Source organism: Amycolatopsis sp., from assembly GCF_036008905.1.
Lineage (GTDB): Bacteria > Actinomycetota > Actinomycetes > Mycobacteriales > Pseudonocardiaceae > Amycolatopsis.
The window spans coordinates 1-20904 of sequence record NZ_DASYMU010000135.1 but is presented as its reverse complement, the minus strand read 5'-3'; the positions used below and the strand labels follow the sequence as shown (position 1 = coordinate 20904).

The 20904-nt window shown below is 67.9% G+C and carries 18 protein-coding genes; 12 read left to right on the top strand and 6 right to left on the bottom strand.

Annotation, left to right across the window (positions count from 1 at the left end):
* The first annotated feature begins 318 nt into the window (after positions 1 to 318).
* Positions 319 to 1854 (top strand): sugar transferase, encoded by a 1536-nt coding sequence (locus VGP60_RS23590; protein WP_327550246.1) that lies wholly within the window; start codon positions 319 to 321, stop codon positions 1852 to 1854.
* Here VGP60_RS23590 and VGP60_RS23585 read toward each other — a convergent pair.
* Both VGP60_RS23585 and VGP60_RS23580 read right to left on the bottom strand, forming a co-directional pair.
* Positions 1848 to 2990 carry a glycosyltransferase gene (locus VGP60_RS23585; protein ID WP_327550245.1) on the bottom strand — a complete coding sequence of 381 codons (1143 nt, stop codon included), beginning with the start codon at positions 2988 to 2990 and terminating at the stop codon, positions 1848 to 1850. The two genes, VGP60_RS23590 and VGP60_RS23585, sit on opposite strands and share 7 nt — an antisense overlap.
* Positions 2987 to 4207: an O-antigen ligase family protein gene (locus tag VGP60_RS23580; RefSeq protein WP_327550244.1), complete on the bottom strand. Its 1221-nt coding sequence runs from the start codon at positions 4205 to 4207 to the stop codon at positions 2987 to 2989. The genes VGP60_RS23585 and VGP60_RS23580 overlap by 4 nt, the downstream gene beginning before the upstream one ends.
* Positions 4208 to 4511: 304 nt before the next feature.
* Here VGP60_RS23580 and VGP60_RS23575 point away from each other — a divergent pair, with 304 nt between their 5' ends.
* Together VGP60_RS23575 and VGP60_RS23570 are read left to right on the top strand one after the other, a co-directional pair.
* Complete coding sequence (locus VGP60_RS23575; protein WP_327550243.1) at positions 4512 to 5621, top strand: glycosyltransferase; 1110 nt, start codon at positions 4512 to 4514, stop codon at positions 5619 to 5621.
* Positions 5622 to 5695: 74 nt separating this feature from the next.
* Positions 5696 to 7342, top strand: a complete 1647-nt coding sequence (locus tag VGP60_RS23570) for a delta-60 repeat domain-containing protein (RefSeq protein ID WP_327550242.1) — start codon at positions 5696 to 5698, stop codon at positions 7340 to 7342.
* 163 nt (positions 7343 to 7505) lie between these two features.
* Here the strand turns inward: VGP60_RS23570 and VGP60_RS23565 are convergent, their stop codons facing one another.
* From VGP60_RS23565 to VGP60_RS23555, 3 genes are read right to left on the bottom strand one after another with little or no spacing between them, the layout of a single operon-like run.
* A complete protein-coding gene (locus VGP60_RS23565) occupies positions 7506 to 9290 on the bottom strand; it encodes a right-handed parallel beta-helix repeat-containing protein (RefSeq protein WP_327550241.1) in 1785 nt (594 codons plus the stop codon).
* Between the two features lie 45 nt (positions 9291 to 9335).
* A complete protein-coding gene (locus VGP60_RS23560) occupies positions 9336 to 9788 on the bottom strand; it encodes an adenylyltransferase/cytidyltransferase family protein (protein ID WP_327550240.1) in 453 nt (150 codons plus the stop codon).
* Positions 9785 to 10417: a CDP-alcohol phosphatidyltransferase family protein gene (locus VGP60_RS23555; RefSeq protein ID WP_327550239.1), complete on the bottom strand. Its 633-nt coding sequence runs from the start codon at positions 10415 to 10417 to the stop codon at positions 9785 to 9787. Before VGP60_RS23555 ends, VGP60_RS23560 begins: the two co-directional genes overlap by 4 nt.
* Before the next feature lie 406 nt (positions 10418 to 10823).
* On the opposite strand from VGP60_RS23555, the gene VGP60_RS23550 reads away from it, so the two are divergent.
* The 4 genes from VGP60_RS23550 to VGP60_RS23535 all read left to right on the top strand — a co-directional run bounded on the left by VGP60_RS23550 (position 10824) and on the right by VGP60_RS23535 (position 16316).
* Entirely contained in the window at positions 10824 to 12377 is a 1554-nt protein-coding gene (locus VGP60_RS23550; RefSeq protein ID WP_327550238.1) for an AAA family ATPase, read from the top strand.
* 4 nt (positions 12378 to 12381) lie between these two features.
* A complete protein-coding gene (locus tag VGP60_RS23545) occupies positions 12382 to 13644 on the top strand; it encodes a hypothetical protein (RefSeq protein ID WP_327550237.1) in 1263 nt (420 codons plus the stop codon).
* Positions 13645 to 13747: 103 nt separating this feature from the next.
* Positions 13748 to 15784, top strand: a complete 2037-nt coding sequence (gene thrS, locus VGP60_RS23540; protein ID WP_327550236.1) for a threonine--tRNA ligase — start codon at positions 13748 to 13750, stop codon at positions 15782 to 15784.
* Positions 15777 to 16316, top strand: coding sequence for an HIT domain-containing protein (locus VGP60_RS23535; RefSeq protein WP_327550235.1), 540 nt, complete (start codon positions 15777 to 15779; stop codon positions 16314 to 16316). The genes thrS and VGP60_RS23535 overlap by 8 nt, the downstream gene beginning before the upstream one ends.
* Before the next feature lie 113 nt (positions 16317 to 16429).
* Here VGP60_RS23535 and VGP60_RS23530 read toward each other — a convergent pair whose 3' ends face one another.
* Positions 16430 to 16978 (bottom strand): YceI family protein, encoded by a 549-nt coding sequence (locus VGP60_RS23530; RefSeq protein WP_327550234.1) that lies wholly within the window; start codon positions 16976 to 16978, stop codon positions 16430 to 16432.
* Between the two features lie 108 nt (positions 16979 to 17086).
* Here VGP60_RS23530 and VGP60_RS23525 point away from each other — a divergent pair, with 108 nt between their 5' ends.
* From VGP60_RS23525 to VGP60_RS23505, 5 genes are all read left to right on the top strand, one after another.
* Entirely contained in the window at positions 17087 to 17587 is a 501-nt protein-coding gene (locus VGP60_RS23525) for a MarR family winged helix-turn-helix transcriptional regulator (RefSeq protein ID WP_327550233.1), read from the top strand.
* 97 nt (positions 17588 to 17684) lie between these two features.
* Positions 17685 to 18296 (top strand): phosphatidylinositol phosphate synthase, encoded by a 612-nt coding sequence (gene pgsA, locus VGP60_RS23520; protein ID WP_327550276.1) that lies wholly within the window; start codon positions 17685 to 17687, stop codon positions 18294 to 18296.
* On the top strand, positions 18293 to 19216 hold the full coding sequence (locus VGP60_RS23515; RefSeq protein ID WP_327550232.1) for a phosphatidylinositol mannoside acyltransferase: 924 nt from the start codon (positions 18293 to 18295) through the stop codon (positions 19214 to 19216). Before pgsA ends, VGP60_RS23515 begins: the two co-directional genes overlap by 4 nt.
* Positions 19213 to 20340: a glycosyltransferase family 4 protein gene (locus VGP60_RS23510; protein WP_327550231.1), complete on the top strand. Its 1128-nt coding sequence runs from the start codon at positions 19213 to 19215 to the stop codon at positions 20338 to 20340. Before VGP60_RS23515 ends, VGP60_RS23510 begins: the two co-directional genes overlap by 4 nt.
* The gene (locus VGP60_RS23505) at positions 20337 to 20828 is read left to right on the top strand and encodes an NUDIX hydrolase (protein WP_327550230.1); all 492 of its coding nucleotides are present in this window, start codon (positions 20337 to 20339) and stop codon (positions 20826 to 20828) included. Before VGP60_RS23510 ends, VGP60_RS23505 begins: the two co-directional genes overlap by 4 nt.
* Positions 20829 to 20904 lie beyond the last annotated feature (76 nt).

Below are 20904 nucleotides of genomic sequence, written 5' to 3'. Positions count from 1 at the left end.
CTGATCCGCCAATTGGAGTAATACCCGCCATTCGGCGTAAGTCATTCATTTTCTGGCTACGTTGCGTAGTTGTTTAATCCAGACCCGCCTGTCACCCGTCGTCATGTTCTCGTTATCTTCCGGGTGGTCGTTTGCGCGACTCGGCGGCCGAAATCCGTTTGTGACCGGTGTAACGCTGCCGTGAGAGTCACCGATACCTTGGCGTGTGTCGCCCGTTTGGTAACTGATTGTATAGCTCAGTCGGTTACTCTCCGAAGTCACTTTCGTTCACTCGAAGTGATGCGCGAACTCACATCAGTCAACGATGCGGGAGGTCCCATGGACGAGTCGGTGCGGTCACCATCACCGATTAGTGACGTACTTCCGCATATCGATCTTCAGGCGATTCCCCGCCCTTCTCCACGACCGGTCCGCGTGGCGGAGGCCGCCGCGACAGTCGAAAAATCGGCACCCAGCACGCCCTCGACGGCCTGGGAGGCCCGCTATCGGGCGTGGGTCATCGCCAGTGACGTTTTCGCCACCGCGCTCGTGATCGCCATCGCCGCGGCGATCATCGACAAGTTCGCCCCGCATGACATGCACGCGCTCGGCACGGCCGCCGCCGTCCTGTGCTCCCTGCCGATCAGCCGCGCCTGGAGCCAGCGGGTGCTCGGCGAGGGGGCGGAGGAGTACCGAAGACTCGGGCGAGGCCTGATCACCGCCGGGGTGCTCGTCGCACTGGGTGGCCTGCTCTTCGGCGCGCTCGGCGTCCAGGCGTGGGTGTTCATCGTCGTCCCGACCATCGCGCTCGTCGCCTTCCCCCAGCGTTACGTCCTGCGGCGCGTCCTGCACCACCAGCGCCGCCACGGCCGCTGCCTGCTGCCCGTGATGGCCGCGGGCAGCCCGGAGACCGTCCGCGACCTCATCGAGCGCACCCGGATCGAGCCGCACGTCGGCTGGCGCGTCGAAGCCGTGTGCACCTTCACCGGCACCGGCGCGGATCGCGGCGACGGAGAGGTCGACGGCGTCCCGGTCGTCGGCAGGCTCGACGAACTCGCCGCCCAGGTCCGCCGTGGCGGTTACCGGGTGGTCGCGGTGACCGCCGACCAGTACTGGACCCCGCGCCGCCTCCAGCAGCTCGCCTGGGACCTCGAAGGCACCACCGCCGAGATGGTCGTGGCACCGGTGCTCATGGAGGTCGCCGGTCCGCGTCTCAACGTCTCCGGCGTGCTCGGGATGCCGCTGCTGCGCGTCACCGCGCCGATGTTCACCGGTGGCCGCCGGCTGGTGAAGGAAATCGTGGACCGGTTCGCCTCGGCCCTGATGCTGACGCTCTTCGCGCCGCTGCTGCTGGTCATCGCCGCCGCCATCAAGCTCAACGACCGCGGGCCGGTCATCTACCGGCAGCGCCGCGTCGGCCGCGACGGTGACACCTTCACCATGCTGAAGTTCCGCACGATGGTCACCGACGCCGACAAGGCCCGCAAGGACCTCGAAGCCTCGAACGAAGCCGCCGGGCCGTTGTTCAAGATGCGCAAGGATCCCCGGATCACCCGCGTCGGCTCGCTGCTCCGCCGGTACTCCCTCGACGAGCTGCCCCAGCTCTTCAACGTGTTCTCCGGCAAGATGTCGCTGGTCGGGCCCCGGCCGCCGCTGCCGGAGGAGACCAAGACCTACGCCGCCGACGCCCGCCGCCGCCTGCTCGTGAAGCCGGGCCTCACCGGATTGTGGCAGGTCAGCGGCCGCAGTGACCTCTCCTGGAACGAGAGCATCAAGCTCGACCTGCGTTACGTCGAGGACTGGTCGCTCGCGCTCGACATGGTCATCCTCTGGAAGACCGTGCGCGCCGTCGTCGTCGGCCAGGGCGCTTACTGAACCACCAGGACATCCGCGAGCCCGGCGATTTCCTGCCGGTAGCGCTCCACAGCGAACCGGACACCGGCGTCCCGCTGTGCGAGCTCGGCCCTTTCCCTTGTGGCGGGCCAGTCTTCGACCAGTGACTCGATCGCCGCGGCGAGCGCGGCGGGATCCCCGGCGGGCACGACGGTGCCGAACCGGCCATTGTCGACCGTCTCCGGCAGGCCCTGCGCGTCGCTCACGATCACCGGGACCCCGGCGAGCTGAGCCTCGACCGAGGTATTGCCGAACGGCTCGACGAGCGAAGGCACGATCGCGATGTCGGCGTTGCGGTAGGCCTCCCAGACGTCGCTGTGGAAACCGTTGAGGCGCACCGAATCCCGGAGCAGCCCGGCGTCGATCAACTCGAGAACGCGCTCCTCGAACCATTCGTAGCCAGGGAACACCGAGCCCAGGATGTCCAGGTTCGCCCTGGTGCCACCGCGTCGCAGCAACGTCATCGCCTCGACCGCGACGTCCGTTCCCTTGCGCGGTGAAACCCGGCCGACGAGCAGGATCCGCAGTGGTTTGGCCGGTTCCTGTTTGACCTCGGCCTCGGCGGGGCCGGGAACGCCGTTGTAGACCAACGCCATTCGCCCCGCGAGCACTTGCTGTGCGGCCATCAGCACTTTGAACGTCGCCAGACTGTTCACCACCACGGTGTCCGCGAACCGCAGGGGCCAGGCGAGCGCGTAGCGGATCGGCCAGGGCACCGCGTCCTCGGCCTCGTGCACGTGGGCGATCACCTTCGCTTTGGCCAGCCTGGCCAGTGGAAGCCACAACGGCACCGTGACCGTGTTGACGTAGACCAGATCGGGGTAGTGGTTCCGCAGGAGCCGCCACGCCGGGGCGATGCCTTTGACCGTTTCGGCGAGCAGCCGCAGCAGTCCGGCCGGGCGCAGCGCGGCCTTGCGCAGCACCGGTGTCGGGCAAAAACTGACCATGGCACCGGCTTTTTCGACAGCGTCGACCAGCGGTCCGGGCTGTGGCAGCGTCACCACGACTTCCCAGCCGGCTTCGACCATCGCGATGACCGATTCGAGGAAGACCCGGTCCGAACCGTAGAGCTCCGAAGAGGCGTGGGCCATCAATACGAGCCGTGGCGGCAAAGTCAAAGCCGTTCGCCTTCCGCGCGTTTCACCGTGAGGTTCACCCAGGCGACGATGACGAACAGCCAGGTGCAGGCCACGTTGGCCGGGGCGCCGAGCCCTTCGGTGAACACCGAGTTCGCGATCATCGCGAGCGTCAGCGCGAGGATCATCCCACGGTCGACCTGGAATCCGGGCCGGGAACGGGAAAGCCGGGTGGTGGTGAGCAGGATCGTCGCCAGCAGCGCGAGCCAGGTGAGCGCGCCGAGGATTCCGGTGTCCATCAACAGGTTGACCAGTGCGTTGTGCCCGCCGCCGAGCCCGATGCTGTCGAGGAAGAGCCCGCGTGACGCCGTCAGCCCGAACCCGTAGAGCGGGTGCTGCGGGAACAGTTCGAAGGCGTAGCCCCACAGATCGGTGCGGGAATTCAAACTCGCCAGCCGGTCCAGCGACTCGCCGCGGGCGAAGAACGACTCGATCGCCGCGGAACTGGTCAGCGCGATGGCGATCAGCACCACCGACAGCACCACCCCGGCTTCGACCTTGCGCTGCCCGCGCCATCTGGTCCAGACCAGGACCAGCACGCCGACGATCGCGCCGATCACCGCGCCGCGGGTCTTGGTCGCCAGCAGGCCGCCCCCGCAGATCGCCAGCAGGACGAGGTAGACCGGCAGCCGCCACCGCGGGCCCGCCCGGTCCAGCCCGGTGGCGACCAGGTATCCCGCCAGCAGCACCACGGCTATCGCCAGCATTTCCCCGGCCTGCACGGGATGGACGTGCAGCCAGGTGAACCGGCCGGCCTGGGTCCGCAGCTGCGGGAACGGGACGAGCACCCCGAACAGCACGGAACCGGTGATCAGCAGGATGAACCCGTGCGCGATCCGGTGGATGTCGGCGAGGTTCCCGTGCCGCGCGATCGACCGGCCCAGCGCGAGGATCACCAGCACCTGGGCACCTCGCACGAGCGCGAGGGAGAGATACGGCGAATAGAGCGCGGATCCGGCCAGGATGAAGGCGTAGGCGAAACCGAGGAACGTCAGCACGTTCACCCGGCGCACGCGGGTCGTCGGGCGGAACTTGACGAAGAGGAAGCACGCGACCAGCGCGTAGACGGCGATCTCGAGCAGGACGAACGGGTCCGCGTTACCGGCCACGGACTGGTCGTTGGCGCGGAGCCGGAACTTGAAGTCGCTGGCGACGACGAGCGCGAGCACGCAGACGACCGGCCACACCCGTGTCGACATCGCCGAAGGGCGACCGCCGTTGAGAGTCAGGTCACTAAGCGGGGAACGGCGGCTCAGGCTCATTGGTCCCTTCGGGGCCGCGCTGATAACGATTCCGGCAGTCGGGCTACTCCGCGCCAGCGAACGGTGTAACGAATGACTGGACCATTGATATTACTATGCTGACACTCATCCAGGTGATACCGGCCGGTCTGCCCGGTGCGTGGTCTCCGCTTTGAGCCGATCGAGTGACTTGATTAACCGGAGTCGGCCCGCACGAAACGAACGGGGAACGATGCGCATAGCGATGATTGGCACTCGGGGCGTGCCGGCACGCTATGGGGGTTTCGAAACCTGCGTCGAAGAGGTCGGTCACCGGCTGGCGAAACGGGGACACGACGTCACCGTGTACTGTCGCCGCGCGGACGGTTCCGAAGGCGGTGACACCGCCGAGATCGAGGAGTACCTCGGGATGCGGCTGGTTCATTTGCCCGCGCTGCGCCGGAAAACCCTCGAGACGTTGAGCCACACCGCCCTGTCGGTCCGCCATGCCTTCGTCGAACGACCGGATGTCGCCTTCGTCTTCAACGCCGCCAACGCGCCGTTGCTCCCGTTCTTGCGCCTGCGCCGGATTCCGGTGGTGACCCATGTCGACGGGCTCGAGTGGAAACGCGCCAAGTGGAATGGCGCCGGGCAGCGTTACTACCGGGCCGCGGAGTCGCTCGCGGTGCGCTGGTCCGACGCGCTGATCGCCGACGCGGCCGGCATTCAGGACTACTATTCCGACCGGTTTTCCGTCTCGGCCGACTACATTCCCTACGGCGCCCCGATTCTCGTTGATCCCGGTCGGGGAAAGATCGCCGAACTAGGGCTGCTTTCCGGTGAATACCACCTCGTGGTCGCGCGTTTCGAACCGGAAAACCATGTCGACCTCGCGGTCGAGGGATATCTGCGCAGTACCGCCCAGCGTCCCCTGGTCGTCGTGGGCGCCGCGCCTTACGCCGACCAGTACACCGCGAAGATCAAGAAGCTCGCCGCCGGGGACAGCCGGGTCCGGCTGCTCGGTTCGGTGTGGGACCAGGGTCTGCTGGATCAGCTCTACGGCAACGCGCTCACCTACATCCACGGGCATTCCGTCGGCGGCACGAACCCCTCGCTGCTGCGCGCGATGGGCGCCGGCGCCGCGACTTCCGCCTTCGACGTCAACTTCAACCGCGAAGTGCTCGGGGAGTTCGGCCGCTACTTCACCGGGCCCGACGACGTCGCCGCGCTCTGCGAACAGGCCGAGGCCGATCCCGCGGGGACGGGCAAACGCGGACGCGCGCAGATAGCTTCACTCGATCGCTACGAGTGGGACGACGTGGCCGACAAGTACGAGACGCTGGCCTACCGCATGAGCGGCAGCCGCGACCGCAGCCGGAGCCCCGTGGACTGAATTTGCTGTGTCTTCTGCAGGCAAAGCCAAAGACCGAATTACTCCCCAACCCCCACCGAAAAAAGGAATACCGCATGTCTCGTTTCCGTAGGCAGGTGTGCGCTGCCGCCGCCGTGCTCACCGGGATGGCGCTGACCGTCGCGTTGCCGCCGGCGCCGGCCTCGGCGGCCGAGTCGATCCCGACCGTCACGGCGGGAGCGATGCCGACCCCGCAGGTCGACGGCATCGTCTTCACCGTCGCGATCGTCGGCAACACCGTCTACGCCGGTGGCCGGTTCTCCAAGGCCCGTCCCGCCGGCGTCGCACCGGGTGGCCCCGGCGAAGTGGACCGGACCAACCTGCTGGCGTTCGACCTGACCACCGGTGACCTGCTGCCGTGGGCGCCGGTCGTCGCGGGCACGACGTACACCTCGGCCAACAACCCAGGCCCGTACTGCAAGACCGTCGGTACCAACACCTATCTCTGCGACACGGTGTTCCGGATCAAGAAGTCGCCGGACAGCTCGAAGATCTACGTCGGCGGGGACTTCGACAAGATCAACGGTGTCCGCCAGGCCAAGATCGCCGGCTTCACCGTCGCCGACGGCTCGATGGACACCGGCTTCCGCCCGGTCGTGAACAGCCGGGTGCGCGGCATCGGCGTCACCGCGGACACGGTCTACGTCGGCGGCGGGTTCACCACCGCCAACGGCGCCACCCGCACACGGCTGGCGGCTTTCGGCACCGACGGTTCCCTCAAGCCGTGGGCTCCGACAGCGGACAGCGAGGTCTTCGCCGTCGCGGCGGCCGCGCCCCAGGGCAAGGTCGTCATCGGTGGCGCTTTCGGCAAGCTCAACGGTGTTTCCCGCCGGGCCATGGGCGCGGTCGACGCGACCAGTGGCACGAGCGTGACCTGGCCGGCTTCCCCCGGCGCGGGCAGTGTCGTGACCGACATCGTCACCGACGGAAACGGCACCGCGTTCATGGGCGCCTACGACTTCTCCGGCGTGAACCCGCGCTTCGAAGGGCGCGGCGCGGTCGACATCGCTTCGGGTACGAAGAAGTGGTTCGACGGCTGCCTCGGCGACACGCAGGCCGTGACGGTCAGCAACGGCGTGGTCTACAGCGGATCGCACACCCACGACTGCGCCCCGTTGAACGCGGCGCCGGCCGGCGGCCCGATCACCTACTACCGGCTCGTCGCCGAAACAGCGGCGGTAAGCCGGACCTCGACGATCAACTTCAACCACGTCAACGTCGGCGACCCGCTGCCCGAGTTCCTGCCGTGGTTCCCGAACACCAACGGCGGCCCGCCCGGATCCACCTGGGACAACGGCCCGTGGTCGCTCGACTCGAACAGTGAGTACGTCGTCGCCGGTGGCGAGTTCACCACCGTCAACGGCCAGGCGCAGCAGGGTCTCACCCGGTTCGCGGCACGCGGCGTCGCGGGCGCGGTGAACAACGGCCCGCAGGTGCCGTTCACGGCGCCGACGCTGACCAAGAACGCCGGCAACCCGGTGATCTCCTGGACCACCACCTGGGACGCGCAGAACTCCGACGTCACCTACCAGGTGATGCGGGTCGGGACTTCGGGCCCGATCTACTCGGTGACCCAGAGCTCGCGGCCGTGGCTGAAGCCGCAGCTGAGCTACATCGACCGCGCGGTCACCGGTGGCACCTACTACGTCCGCGCGGTGGACGCCGACGGCAAGGCCATCGGCTCGCCGCAAGCCACCATCTAGCCCCGAGGTACGCGGCAAAACGCTATGAAGGGTCCCTTCCTCCCATTTTTCGAGAGGAACGGACCCTTCATAGCGTTGTAGAGCTTCGCCATCTGTCGACAGATGGCGATCTCTTAGTTCGTAAGAGGTCAGGTGATGTCGACATCTCGCGGCTAGCCGCCGCTTACGGCTTTTTGAGGGCGCCGATGTCGGGGGTGGCGGTGGGCGGGAGGCCGAGGGCGGTGGCGATGTCGGCGGGCAGGGGGCGTCCGGCCTTGAGACACGGGGAGCCGGGGCGCAGGGTGTAGTCGCCGTTGGCGGGGTCGGTGAACGGTGACGCGTCGAGAGCCAGGCTGCGGGTGTCGCTTCCGGTGCCCTGCGAGAACTCCGCCAGCGAACCGTACTCAGTGGACTGACCCGACCCGCGCACCCAAATGACCAGCGGTGCCTTATTTCCTTGCGTGGAGCGGAAATAGGCGTTTCCGTCCGAGGAGGACACGAAGGCCGGGTTCGCCGCCGGGGAAGCCTTGTAGTCGGCCGATTCCACGATCGGCCGGGTGGCGTCGGTACCGGCGTAGAGGTTGTTCACCAGCGTGACGTTGTCGGTGCGCCACGAAAGCCCGAGCTGCTTCGAGTACGGATCGGACTCCGGGCCGCGTTTGTCGTTGTACAGCCCCAGTGTCGTCCCGTTGCCGGCGAACGTGTTCTGGTAGACACGCACGTGGTCCGAGCTGGAGATCTTCAACCCGCGCGCGGCGTTGCCGGTCATCGTGTTCGATGCGATGAGCGCGCGCGAGGAGACCTCGTAGTACAGCCCGTTGACGGCGTTGCCCCGTGCCACGTTGCGGATCACCGTCGCGTCGGTGCAGCCGAGGTCGCACCACCAGCCGTTGCCGATATTGTCGGCGAAGCTGTTGTCGGCCACGTAAGGACGTTTGGTGCGGGTCAGCTTCGCCCCACCGGCACCGATCGCCTCACCGCTGAGCGAAAACCGTTCCTGGTTGTTGGCGGTGAAGCTGTTTCCTGTGAGCCGCAGGTCGTCCGCGCGGTTCGCGACGAGCCCGACGAGCCCGTTGTTGCGGAACGCGCCGCCGGTGACCTTGCCACCCGGCTGGAACACCGCGAGCCCGCTGGACGCCGACCACGCGAAGGTCGCGTTTTCGATCGTCACGTCCGGCGCGTTGACCACGACCATCGCGCCACGCTTGCCGTAGTCCTGATTGGACCCGTACTGGGCGACACCGATACCCCGCAGCACACTGCCGCCGGAGTTCGTGTCGAACTGCAGGAAACGGTCGAAAACCGTGGCCTCCACCAGTTTCCCGTTCGGATCGTCCCCGACGAACAGTGCCTTCGCGGCCCGGTCCACGAAGAACGTCCCTGGCCCGACCTCGTCGGTACTGCCGACCTGCCGCAGCGCTTTCCCGTTGACGAAGGCCATGTCCGGCGAACCGGCGAGAGAGTGCTCGGGGTCGATGATCTCGGGGGTGAAGCAGTTCTGGCAGAGGTCGGTCGTCCAGCCGTCGTGGCGCCACGCCTTGTCCGCGCGCGCCCAGGACGTCACGACCAGGCTGCCTTTGAGCCAGACGTGCTCACCCGGGTACGGCTGCAGGGTGATGCGTTTCTTCACCAGCCCGACGGTTTCCCGGTAGGTGCCGCCGCGCAGCACGACCGTGCCGCCGGGGGCCACCAGCGCGATGGCCGCGGCGACCGAGCGCAGCGGCTGGTCCGCGGTTCCCGGCGCGCCGTCCTTACCGGTGGGGGAGACCAGGATCGCGCCGGGCGGGACCGGATAGTCGGTGCCCGCCAGCGGGAGGTCGGCCGCGGGGGTGCCCCCGCCCCCGTTCGCGGAGCGCCACGCGGGGTTCCCGGCGGGTGTCGTCGCCATCGCCAGCACGACGACGAGCGCGAGCACGCCGAGGGACAGCGCACCCCACAGGAGGAACTGTCTTCGGGAACGGTTGGGCATCGGGTAAGTATGGCTTGGGTCTGGTCGTGTCCCTTGATCGGTGGTTTAAGACGGCACAGCGATCAGCTTGCGCAGTGCGGTGCTCGACGTGTGGATCGTGTAGGGGAAATACACGATCCGGGCGCCGACCGACGCCAGTTCGCCTTCGAGCTTGATCCCGCGTTCGGTGCCACGCCAGTCGTCGCCCTTGAAGAGCACGTCGAAGCGCAGGTGCCGCCAGGCGTCGAACTTGTCGACGTGGAGATCCGGCACCGCGTCGTCGACGTACCGGATGCTGCGCACGATCTCCAGCCGTTCCTCGAACGGCACGATCGGCAGCTTTCCCTTGGCCTTGAGCACCACTTCGTCGGAGACCACACCCACGACGAGCCTGTCGCACTCCGCGGCCGCCCGCTTCAGGATGTTCAGGTGTCCGATGTGGAACATGTCGTACGCCCCCGGGGCGTAACCGACGACCGGCATCGCCGCCCCTTCCGTTCGGTTTTCCGTCTCGCTCATGCGTCCAGTGCCGCCATATCGGTGTACCACTTGCGTAACGCGGCGACGAGGAACAGCAGATTCGTCACGAAGAGGACCCCATAGGCTATTGCGAACACCGACGGGAAGCCGAGCAGCAGGAATGAGAGGCAGAACAGCCCGTAGTCGGTCGGGACGACCAGGAGCGACCGCACGATCGACGGCTTGCCCGAGGTGTCGCGTTTGACCCCGTGAACGCGCCGCAGCTGGTCGTTCAGGATCATCGCGAAAAACATTACCGCCGCGACGATCTGGAAAGCGATCGGCACCAGCAGGTAACCGCGTGGCAGGTCGAAGAAACGGTAACCCGAGACGAGCACGGCCAAATGGAGTGAGGAAATCTTGGCCGCGTCGACGATGTGGTCGAGCCATTCGCCCGAGGTGCTGCCACCGCCGCGCAGCCGCGCGAGCTGGCCGTCCGCCGCGTCGAGCGCGTAGCCGATGACCAGCGCCAGGCAAACCACGATGCCGATTGGTACGGACGGCTCGGCCAGCGCGATCGTCGCTATTCCGGCGAAGGTGAACAGGGCGCTGACACCGGTGATCTGATTCGGCGTCATACCGAGCTGATACGCGGCCGCGGCGAGATAGCCACCGGCGCGGCGGTTCACGAAACGGGAGTACGCCGGCGCTCCTTTGGCGGTCTTCTGCGCGGCCGGAAGCCGCTCCAGCGCGGCTCGGAAACCCGTCTTCGGCGGCTCGGTAACAGTTCGGGCAACGGGTTCGGAGGAGCTCATTCATCGCCCGTCGACAGGCGCGGGGGCAGCGCGCGGATATGGCAAATCATGGGCGGCGTACTCACGGTCGGGGAGGGTGGTGAAGCTTCGGTTATCCGGACTAATCTATCAGCGGGCCCCGATCGTTACAGCCGCGATCAGATCACACTTTCGCCTGCTCACGCGGCGCGTTTTCGCCGTCGCTGAGCCGAAAACTCCGGCGTCGGCCGTCGGGTGGGCCGGAACCCGGCTGTTATATTCTGATTCGCCACGCTCGGCTTAACGATCGGACACAGAACGCATGGACGACCAGCCGTCACCGAAGATCCTCGAAGCGCTCTGGAGGTATCGGTGGAGTTCGCTGGCGATCGTGGTCGGTGTCGTCGTCCTCGGGGTGCTCGCCGCGTTCGTGGTCTCCGGCAACTCCACCGCGCTGGCCCGGATCGTGTTGAAGGCCCCCGACAAGGCCGGTGTCGTCGGTGTCGACGCGAGCAGTGAGTCCGCGTTCGTCCGTTATGTGAACCAGCGCGCGCTGTTCGTGGTGTCCGACCGCGTGCTGAGTGTCGCGAGCGCGAATCTCGCCAACTCCGTTTCGGTGGACACGCTGCGCAAAGAGGTCACGGCCAAGGCGTCGTCGAACGGTGAGGCCATCGAACTGACGGTTTCGGGCGGCGGCCAGCCGTCCTCGATCACCATCGCCGACGCGGTGAGCCGGGCTTACCAGTCGGAGTCGCGCGCCGACGTGCAGGCGTCCGGCCAGAAGATCCTCGACGCGCTGGCCGCCCGCCGCCGCGACGTCGTCGCCTCCATTCCGCCCGAGGCGGTCAACCGCCCGTCCGACCCGAACAACCTGGCCGCCGGCCAGACGCTGAGCGACCTGGACCGCCAGGCGACTTCGGTCCGGGTCGCGGCGGACCAGTTCGGGGACGGTGTGTCCTTTGTGGACAAAGCCGTCGAGGACACGTCCGCCGGCTTCGGTTCCCTGTTGCGGGACAGCGCGATCGGCCTGGTGCTCGGCGCGCTGATCGCCGCGGTCGTCGCCTGGGCCCGGGCGGACCGGGATCGCCGCGTCGGTGATCCGGACGACCTCGCCGCCGCGACCGGTGAGCCGGTGCTCGCCGAGATCGAGACGCTCGAAGAGTCCGAGGTCGCCGCACTCAAAGAGGTCGGCAGCCCGCCGCTGTGGTCGTACCAGTTCGCCGCCTCCGGCCTGCGCACGGCCGTCGACAGGGGCGTGGTCGTCGTGACGTCCAGTGCCCCCGGCGACGGTGGCACCACGTCCACACTGCAGATGGCGACCGCGGCGGCGCTGAGCGGCGCCAGGGTGCTCGTCGTCGACGCGGCGGTGCGTTCGCACGGCCTGTCCGACGTGCTGGGCCTGCGCTACGACCCCCACGGCCTGACCTCCATCGCCGTCGGCGCCATGCGCGCGGACGACTGCACCCGGGTCGTCGACCTCGGCGACCGCGTCTACCTCTGGGCGATCCCGGCCGGGCAGTACCAGGAAGCCACTCTCGACCACTTCCGCTCGAGCCTGCTGCAGAAGGCGGTCGCGTCGATGCGCTCGGCGTACGACCTGGTGCTCGTCGACTGCGCGTCCCCGTCGATCGCGCCGGAGGTCACGCCGATCATCCGCGAGTCCGACGGCGTGGTCGTGGTGGTCCGCCGCGATCGCGAGACCCGGGCGGTACACAAGCTGCGGCAGCAGATCGGCCTGCTCGGCGGCGTGATCACCGGGTACCTGTTCACCTTCGCCCGCGCGCGCCGGGACGCGCCCAAGCGGGCCGTCCACCCGGTGCGCCCGGCGCCCGCCCCCGCGCCGGCGCCGGTCTCGACACCGACCCCGCTGCCGTAGCCGGATGCGCCGGATCCTCGCGAAGGTCGGCGCCCCGGTCATTTCCCAAGGCCTGACCGCCGGGACGAGCCTGCTGCTCCAGGTGGTCGCCGCCCGGGGACTGGGGCTCGACCAGTACGGCGTTTTCGCGCTGTTCCTTTCACTCCTGGTGAGCGCGACGGCGTTGTACACCGGTTATGTCGGCGACAGTCTCGCCGTGCTCGACAGGCACGACCAGACGACCCGGTCGGCCCTGTCGGCCAGCGCGCTGACGGCGTTGCTGCTGTGTTTCGCGGTCGGTGTCGGCAGCGTGGCCGTGGTGCGTGACGGTGACTGGATCGGCGGGCTGGTCTACGCCGCGATGCTTGTCGTCTGGCTGGTCGAGGAGACCTTCCGGCGGCTGCTGATCGCCCGGCTGGAGTTCTGGAAGCTCGTCGTCAACGACCTCGCGTACCTGCTCGGCACCGCGCTTTCGCTCGCCGCGTGGTTCGTGTCCTCGGGCAAGGTCACACTGGTGATGCTGTTCGCCGCGATGGGGGTCGGGGCGGTGACGGCCGTCGTGGTCGGTTTCGCGCAGGTCCCGCCGCGCGAGCTGCGCCGCCTGAGTCCCAGTTGGGCCGGAGCCCGCGCGGTCGCGTCCTTCGCCGGGTGGCGGTCGCTCCAGGCCGCGCTCCGGCCGCTGGCGTTGCTGCTGTCGCGGCTGCTGGTGGCGAACCTGGTGTCGCTGGCCGCGGTGGGCTTGCTGGAGGCCGGGCGGCTGGTCGTCGCGCCGCTGCAGGTGATCATCAACGGCGCCGGGAGCTTCCTGCTGGCCGGGTTCGCGGCGGGGGAGCGCAGTGGTGACGGCAGCACCAAGACGCTGGCCAACCGCGCGGCGCTGATGCTCGTCGGGGTGACGGTGGTCGGGGGCGCGCTGATGGCGTTGTTCGCCCGCCCGCTCGGCAAGCTGATGACCGGCACCGAGGTGGAGCCAATGCTGCTGCTTGGCTGGGTGGCGTATCTCGGCGTCTGGGCGGCCGGGCTGCCGTACGTGACGGAGGTCGTCGCCCGCAAGCTTTCCCGGGCGGTGTTCGTGACCCGGCTGATCGACTCGGTCGCCGGGCTCGCGCTCGTCGCCGCCGCGCTTTCGGCGGGGCTTTCGCTGACGTGGGTGCCGTGGCTGATGGCGCTCGGCGGGCTCTACTCGTTCTGGCGGCTCCGAGCACTGGCGTTGCGGACCAGGAGCATCGAGCCGGTGAGCCGTGGCCGCGTCGACTACGAGGCCACGGTGATCATTCCGCACGTCTGACGCGGCTGGCTTCCCGTCAAGGGGAATGCGCGCGAATTCACTACCGGCTGACGACTAGCATCTAGGAGTCATCAGCTGTACCCGTGTGTTCGAAGGAGTCACCGTGTCCCATCCGTCGTCAGCCGCAGTCGTATCCGCAGCGAGCGTGGCGGTTCCGGCGGGCACTACGGCGGGTTCCGTGGTCCGCGAAGCCGGGTTACCGACCAAGGGCGCCGACGCGATCGTCGTCGTCCGCGACGCCGAAGGCAAACTGCGCGACCTCACCTGGGCGCCGGAGACCGACGTCGAGGTCGAGCCGGTACCGGCGAACTCCGAAGACGGCCGCGGCGTGATCCGCCACTCCGCCGCGCATGTGCTCGCGCAGGCCGTGCAGCAGCAGTTCCCGAAGGCCAAGCTCGGGATCGGCCCGCCGATCCGGGACGGTTTCTACTACGACTTCGCCGTCGAGACCCCGTTCACCCCCGAAGACCTGCAGGCGCTGGAGAAGCGCATGAAGCAGATCATCAAGGGTTCGCAGCAGTTCTCGCGGCGCGTGCTGGATTCGGTCGAGGCGGCCAAAAAGGAACTCGCCGACGAACCGTTCAAGCTCGAACTCGTGGACCTCAAGTCCAGCGACTCCACAGTGGACACTTCCGAAGTCATGGAGGTCGGCGGCGCCGAGCTCACCATCTACGACAATCTCGACCCGCGCACCAAGGAACGGGTCTGGAGCGACCTGTGCCGTGGCCCGCACGTGCCGACCACGAAGTACATCCCCGCGTTCAAGCTGACCCGCGTCGCCGCGGCGTACTGGCGCGGCGACGACCAGAACCCGCAGCTGCAGCGGATCTACGGCACCGCCTGGGAAACCGGCGAGGCATTGGACGCCTATCTCGAGATGCTGGCCGAGGCGGAGCGCCGCGACCACCGCAAGCTCGGCGCGGAACTCGACCTGTTCTCGTTCCCCGACGAGCTCGGCTCCGGACTGCCGGTGTTCCACCCCAAGGGCGGCATCATCCGGCGTCAGCTGGAGTCCTACTCGCGCGACAAGCACGAGGCGCACGGCTACGAGTTCGTGAACACCCCGCACATCTCCAAGGGCGGGCTGTTCGAGACCTCGGGTCACCTCCCGCACTACGCCGACACGATGTTCCCGCCGATGAAGTTCGACGGCGCGGACTACTACCTCAAAGCGATGAACTGCCCGATGCACAACTTGATCTTCAAGTCGCGCGGACGGTCCTATCGCGAGCTTCCGTTGCGGATGTTCGAGTTCGGCAGCGTCTACCGCTACGAGAAGTCCGGTGTGGTGCACGGCCTGACCCGCGTGCGCGGCATGACCCAGGACGACTCGCACATCTACTGCACCAAGGAGCAGATGCAGGGCGAGCTCCAGTCGCTGCTGACCTTCGTGCTGGACCTGCTGCGTGACTACGGTCTCGACGACTTCTATCTCGAGCTGTCCACCCGCGGCGATTCGGCGAAGTTCATCGGCGAGCCCGAGGAGTGGGAAGAGGCCACCGAGGCGCTGCGCGAAGCCGCGACCGCGTCCGGTCTCGCGCTCGTCCCGGACCCGGGTGGCGCCGCGTTCTACGGCCCGAAGATCTCCGTGCAGGCCAAGGACGCGATCGGCCGGACCTGGCAGATGTCGACCATCCAGGTGGACTTCAACCAGCCGAAGCGGTTCGGTCTCGAGTACCAGGCCGGCGACGGCACCCGTCAGCAGCCGGTGATGATCCACCGCGCGCTGTTCGGCTCGATCGAGCGGTTCTTCGGCGTGCTCACCGAGCACTACGCCGGCGCGTTCCCCGCGTGGCTCTCGCCGGTGCAGGTGGTCGGGATCCCGATCACCGAGGACCAGGTCGAGCATCTGCGCGGCGTGGAGAAGGCGTTGCGCGCCAAGGGAATCCGCGTCGACATCGACGCGAGTGACGACAGGATGCAGAAGAAGATCCGCACGCACACCACCCAGAAGGTGCCCTTCATGCTGCTGGCGGGCGCGAAGGACGTCGAGGCGGGCGCGGTGTCGTTCCGGTTCCGCGACGGCGGCCAGATCAACGGCGTGCCGGTGTCGGACGCGGTGGAGGCCATCGCGGGCTGGATCGCGCGCCGCGAGAACGGCTCGCCCAACGCGGAGGTGCTGGGAGCGGTTCTTGCCTGAGCCCGAGCTGGTTCGCCAGGACGGTGTCGGGGTCGTGGACGCGTTGCAGCGGCTGTGGACCCCGCATCGGCTGGCCTACGTCCAGGGGGACCGGACGCCCGTCGGTGACGAGCCGGCCGGGTGCCCGTTCTGCCGGCTGGTGGACATGGACGACGTGTCGGCGTTGATCCTCGCCCGCGGGAAGACGGTGTACGCGGTGCTGAACCTGTACCCGTACAACCCGGGTCACCTGATGGTGGTGCCGTACCGGCACGTGCCGGACTACCCGGAGCTGACCGCGGACGAGACCGTCGAGCTGGCGCAGTTCACGCAGCGGGCGATGACGGTGGTGCGCAAGGTGTCCGCGGCGCACGGGTTCAACATCGGGATGAACCAGGGCTCGGTCGCCGGGGCTGGGATCGCCGACCATCTGCATCAGCACGTGGTGCCGAGGTGGGGCGGCGACGCGAACTTCATGCCGGTGCTCGGGCACACGAAGGTGCTGCCGCAGCTGCTCGGGGAAACCCGCGAGCTGCTCGCCGGTGCCTGGTAGGAAACAGCGAAACGCCGAAGGGGATCCTCCTTGCCCTCCCCGGTGAGGAGGATCCCCTTCGGTGCGCCTGTGGTGTTTCAGGTCGTTCAGGTCGTTCAGGTCGTTCAGGTCGTTCAGGACTGGCGGGCGGCCTGGACCTCGATGACGATCTTGACCTTCTCGCTGAGGAAGCCGTTGCCCTCGGTGCCGATGCCGAAGTCGCGCCGGTTGATGGTGGCGACGGCGGAGACACCGATCGTGTCGACGTTCTCGTTCGCCGGGTTCGGGCCGATGCCGTTGAACTCGGCATCGAGGGCGACCGGGACGGTCTTCTCGCGCCAGGTCAGCTCACCGTCGATGAGGTAGTCGCCGTTGTTCTCGCGGATGCCGGTCGACTTGAACGTGATCGTCGGGTGGTTGGCGACGTCGAAGAAGTCGCCGCTCTTGATGTGCTCGTCACGGGGGCCGAAGCCGCTGGCGACCGAGGACGCGTCGATCTCGATGGAGACGGCCGAGTCGAGGATGTTCTCCGCGGTGACGATCTCGCCGGTGAACGACGTGAAGTTACCGCGCGTCTTCGCCAGGCCGAGGTGCTTGAGGCTGTAGGCGACATCAGAGTGGATGGCGTCGACGGCCCAGGTGCCGGTGATGTAGCCGGGAATCTGCGTGGTGGATGCACTCATCGGAGTTCTCCTAGATTGGATCAGGTTTCGTGAGCACAGTTGGTTGAGCCCTCAACATGACCGTAGCGCAAGATGGTTGAGGGCTCAACTGGAGGTATCATCACTCTCATGTCCGACACCCGATGGCTGAGCGACGAAGAGCAGGACGTCTGGCGGAACTTCGCCGCGGCCACCTCGATGCTGCAAGCGCATATCGAAGCCCAGCTGCAGCGTGAGGGCGGAATGCCCCACACGTACTACGAGGTACTCGTCGCGCTGTCGGAAGCACCGGGACGCACCTTGCGCATGAGCGAACTCGCCGACGCGCGATTTTCCTCCCGCAGCCGGTTGTCCCACGCCGTCGCCCGGCTCGAAGCCAACGGCTGGGTCCGCCGTGAGGCCTGCCCGACGGACAAACGCGGCGCCTGGGCGGTACTGACGTCCGCGGGCTTCGCCGCGCTGGAAGCCGCCGCGCCCAGCCACGTCGAAACGGTGCGGCAGAGCCTTTTCGACCCGCTGTCCCCGGAACAGGTCGAGCAGCTCGGGGAGATCATGGCCGCGATCCGGGCGAAGATGTCGCCCTCCTGCGAGGCCGCGATGGAAGAGTGCCCGTCCACCCAGTCCTGCTGAAAAGTCCACTCCACGGACCGGCGCGCAGGTAGTGCCGGGGTGGGTGGATAGGCTCTCCTGGCCCACCCGCCCCCGCAGCTAGGTGCCTGAAGAACCGATGCTCAACATCTTCGCGCGCGCTTCCGTCTCCCGCGTCACCGATCCCATCGGCAAGGCGCTGGTTCGCGCCGGCCTGACCCCGAACGCGATGACCGTGCTCGGCACAGCCGGTGCGGTGATCTGTGCCCTCGTGTTCTTCCCCAACGGTTACCTGCTGGCGGGCACGTTCACCGTGTGGGGCTTCGCCATGCTCGACCTGCTCGACGGCGCGATGGCCAGGGCCCGCGGTTACGGCACCCCCTTCGGCGCCGTGCTCGACGCCACCTGCGACAGGCTGGTCGACGGCGCGTTGTTCGCGGCGATCGCCTGGTGGTGCTTCGTCCAGGACGACAACCACCCCGCCGCGGCCGCCGCGCTGATCTGCCTGGTGCTGGCGCAGGTGATCTCCTACGTCAAGGCCCGTGCCGAGGCGTCCGGCCTCGAAGCCGACGGCGGCCTGATCGAACGCGCCGAGCGCCTGATCATCGCGCTCGTCGGTACCGGGTTGCACGGCCTCGGTGTGCCGTACGCCGTCGACATCTCGTTGTGGCTGCTGGCCGTGCTTTCGGTCGTCACGCTGCTCCAACGGGCCAATGGCGTCGCCAAGTCTGCGCGGGAGGCGCAGACGTGAGCGCCCTTTCGCAGCGGTTCAGCGAGTTCGGGTACGTCGCCGGTTGGCGAGCCTCACGCATGCTGCCGGAGTCGGCGGCTTCCACTCTTTTCTCCTTGGGCGCGGATTTCGCCGCCCGCCGTGACGGCGCCGGCGTCCAGCAGCTGCGCCGGAACCTCGCCCGGGTGGTGCCGCAGGCCGACGACGCCGAGCTGGACGAGCTCACCCGCCGGGCGCTGCGCTCGTACGCGCGGTACTGGCAGGAGACGTTTCGCCTGCCGTCGATGGATCACAAGGAAGTCAGCCGCAAGGTCGCGGCGTCGATCACCGGCGTGGAGAACCTCGACGCCGCGCTCGCCGAGGGCAACGGCGCCGTGATGGCCCTGCCGCACAGCGGGAACTGGGACGCCGCCGGGGTCTGGCTCGCCGACTATCTCGGCGGGTTCACCACCGTGGTCGAGCGGCTCAAGCCGGAGTCGCTGTACAAACGGTTCGTGGAGTACCGGGAATCGCTCGGGTTCGAGATCGTGCCGCTGACGGGCAGCAGTACCGCGATGCGGGTCCTGCTCAAGCGGCTGCGGGAGAACAAGGCGATCTGCCTCGTCGGCGACCGCGACCTGACGAACTCCGGGATCCCGGTCAAGTTCTTCGGCGAGCAGACCAGAATGCCCGGCGGGCCCGCCCGCCTCGCCGCGACGACCGGCGCCGCGCTGATCCCCGCGGGCTGCTGGTTCACCGAGGACGGCTGGCAGATCCGGCTGCACCCGCGCATCCGGGTCAACGCGCGCGAAGAGGTCCCGGCGGCCACCCAGGCGCTGGCGGACATCTTCGCCGGCGACATCGCCGCCCACCCCACCGACTGGCACATGCTGCAGAAGTTCTGGATCGCCGATCTGGAACAGGACCAGCAGGACGCACTAGGCGAAGCCACGAAATCATGAAGATCGGCATCGTCTGCCCCTACTCGTTCGACGTGCCCGGCGGAGTACAAGGGCATGTCGTCGATCTGGCGAAGGCGCTGCTGGCCAGAGGACACACCGTTTCGGTCCTCGCGCCCGCCGACGAAGACGCCGACCTCCCCGACTTCGTGCATCCCGCCGGCAAGGCGCTCGGCATCCCGTACAACGGCTCCGTGGCGCGGCTGCAGTTCGGCCCGGTGTCCTACGCCCGGGTCCGGAGATGGTTGCGGGACAACGCCTTCGACGTCCTGCACCTGCACGAGCCGACGGCGCCGAGTCTGTCGATGCTCGCGCTGAAGGTCGCCGACGGGCCGATCGTGGCGACCTTTCATACGTCTACACCGCGCTCGCGCACGCTCTCGGCGTTCCAACCCGTTCTGCGGCCGCTGCTGGAGAAGATCACCGCGCGGATCGCTGTGTCCGCGCTGGCCCGGCGCGTCCAGGTCGAGCATTCCGGCGGGGACGCGGTGGAGATCCCGAACGGGGTCGACGTCGATTTCTTCGCCCGGGCGAAGCCGTTGGACGGTTATCCGCGAGCGGGCGGGACGGTCGGCTTCGTCGGGCGGTTCACCGAGTCGCGTAAGGGGATGGAGGTTCTGCTGGAGGCGTTGCGGCAGATCCTTCCGGAGTTCCCCGAGCTGCGCCTGCTCGTCGTCGGCCGGGGAGACGAGGACACGCTGCGCCGTGAGGCGGGGCCGGAACTTTCGCCGCGTATCGAGCTGCTGGGGCAGGTCGATCACGAGACCAAGGCCCGGGCGCTGCGCAGCGTCGACGTCTATTGCGCGCCGAATATCGGCGGGGAAAGTTTCGGGATGATCCTCACCGAGGCGATGGCCGCCGGAACCCCGGTACTGGCCAGCAATCTCGACTCGTTCCGGCGGGTACTGGACGACGGGCGCGCCGGGGTGCTGACCGAGACCGGCGACCCTGGTGCGCTGGCGGACGCTCTGCGGGATCTGCTGACCGACCCGACTCGGCGAGCCTCATTGGCCGCGGCGGCGGGGGAGCGCGTGGCGATCTTCGACTGGTCTGTGGTGACCACTCAGGTGCTGCGGGTTTACGAGGCCGCGATCGCGGCCGATCCCCGGCGGGTGGTTTCGCAGTGACCGTCCTCGAGTGGCTGTTGATCGTCGTGGCTGTTGTCGTGGTGCTGGGTGGTTTGCTGCTGGTCGCCACGGCGAATCGGCTGGACCGGCTGCACGTGCGGATGGACGCCGGGTGGGCCGCGCTCGACGCCGCGCTGGCTCGTCGGGCGGTGGTGGCCCGGGCGGTGGCGGTGGCCGCTCCGGGGGCGTCGACTTCGGAGTTGATCCGGCATGTGGCTGAGCGGGCCGAGGCGGCTCCTCGGCCTGAGCGGGAGGCTGAGGAGAACGAGCTGACTTCGTTGCTGGCTCGGTTTGATCGGTCTGTGCTGCCTGCTGTTTTGGCGGATGAGCTGACTGACGCTGAGCACCGGGTGGTTATTGCCCGGCGGGTTCACAATGATGCGGTTCGGGATACTTTGGCGCTGCGGCGTCGGCGGAAGGTTCGGTATTTCAAGCTGGCGGGGACGGCTCCGCGGCCGGAGTACTTTGAGATCGCGGAACCTGTTTAGGGGGCCCCGTGTTCGTGAGTGGGCGCGGCTGGGTGGGTGGGTCGTGAGTGGCTACGAGTGTTCTAACACTTGTTGC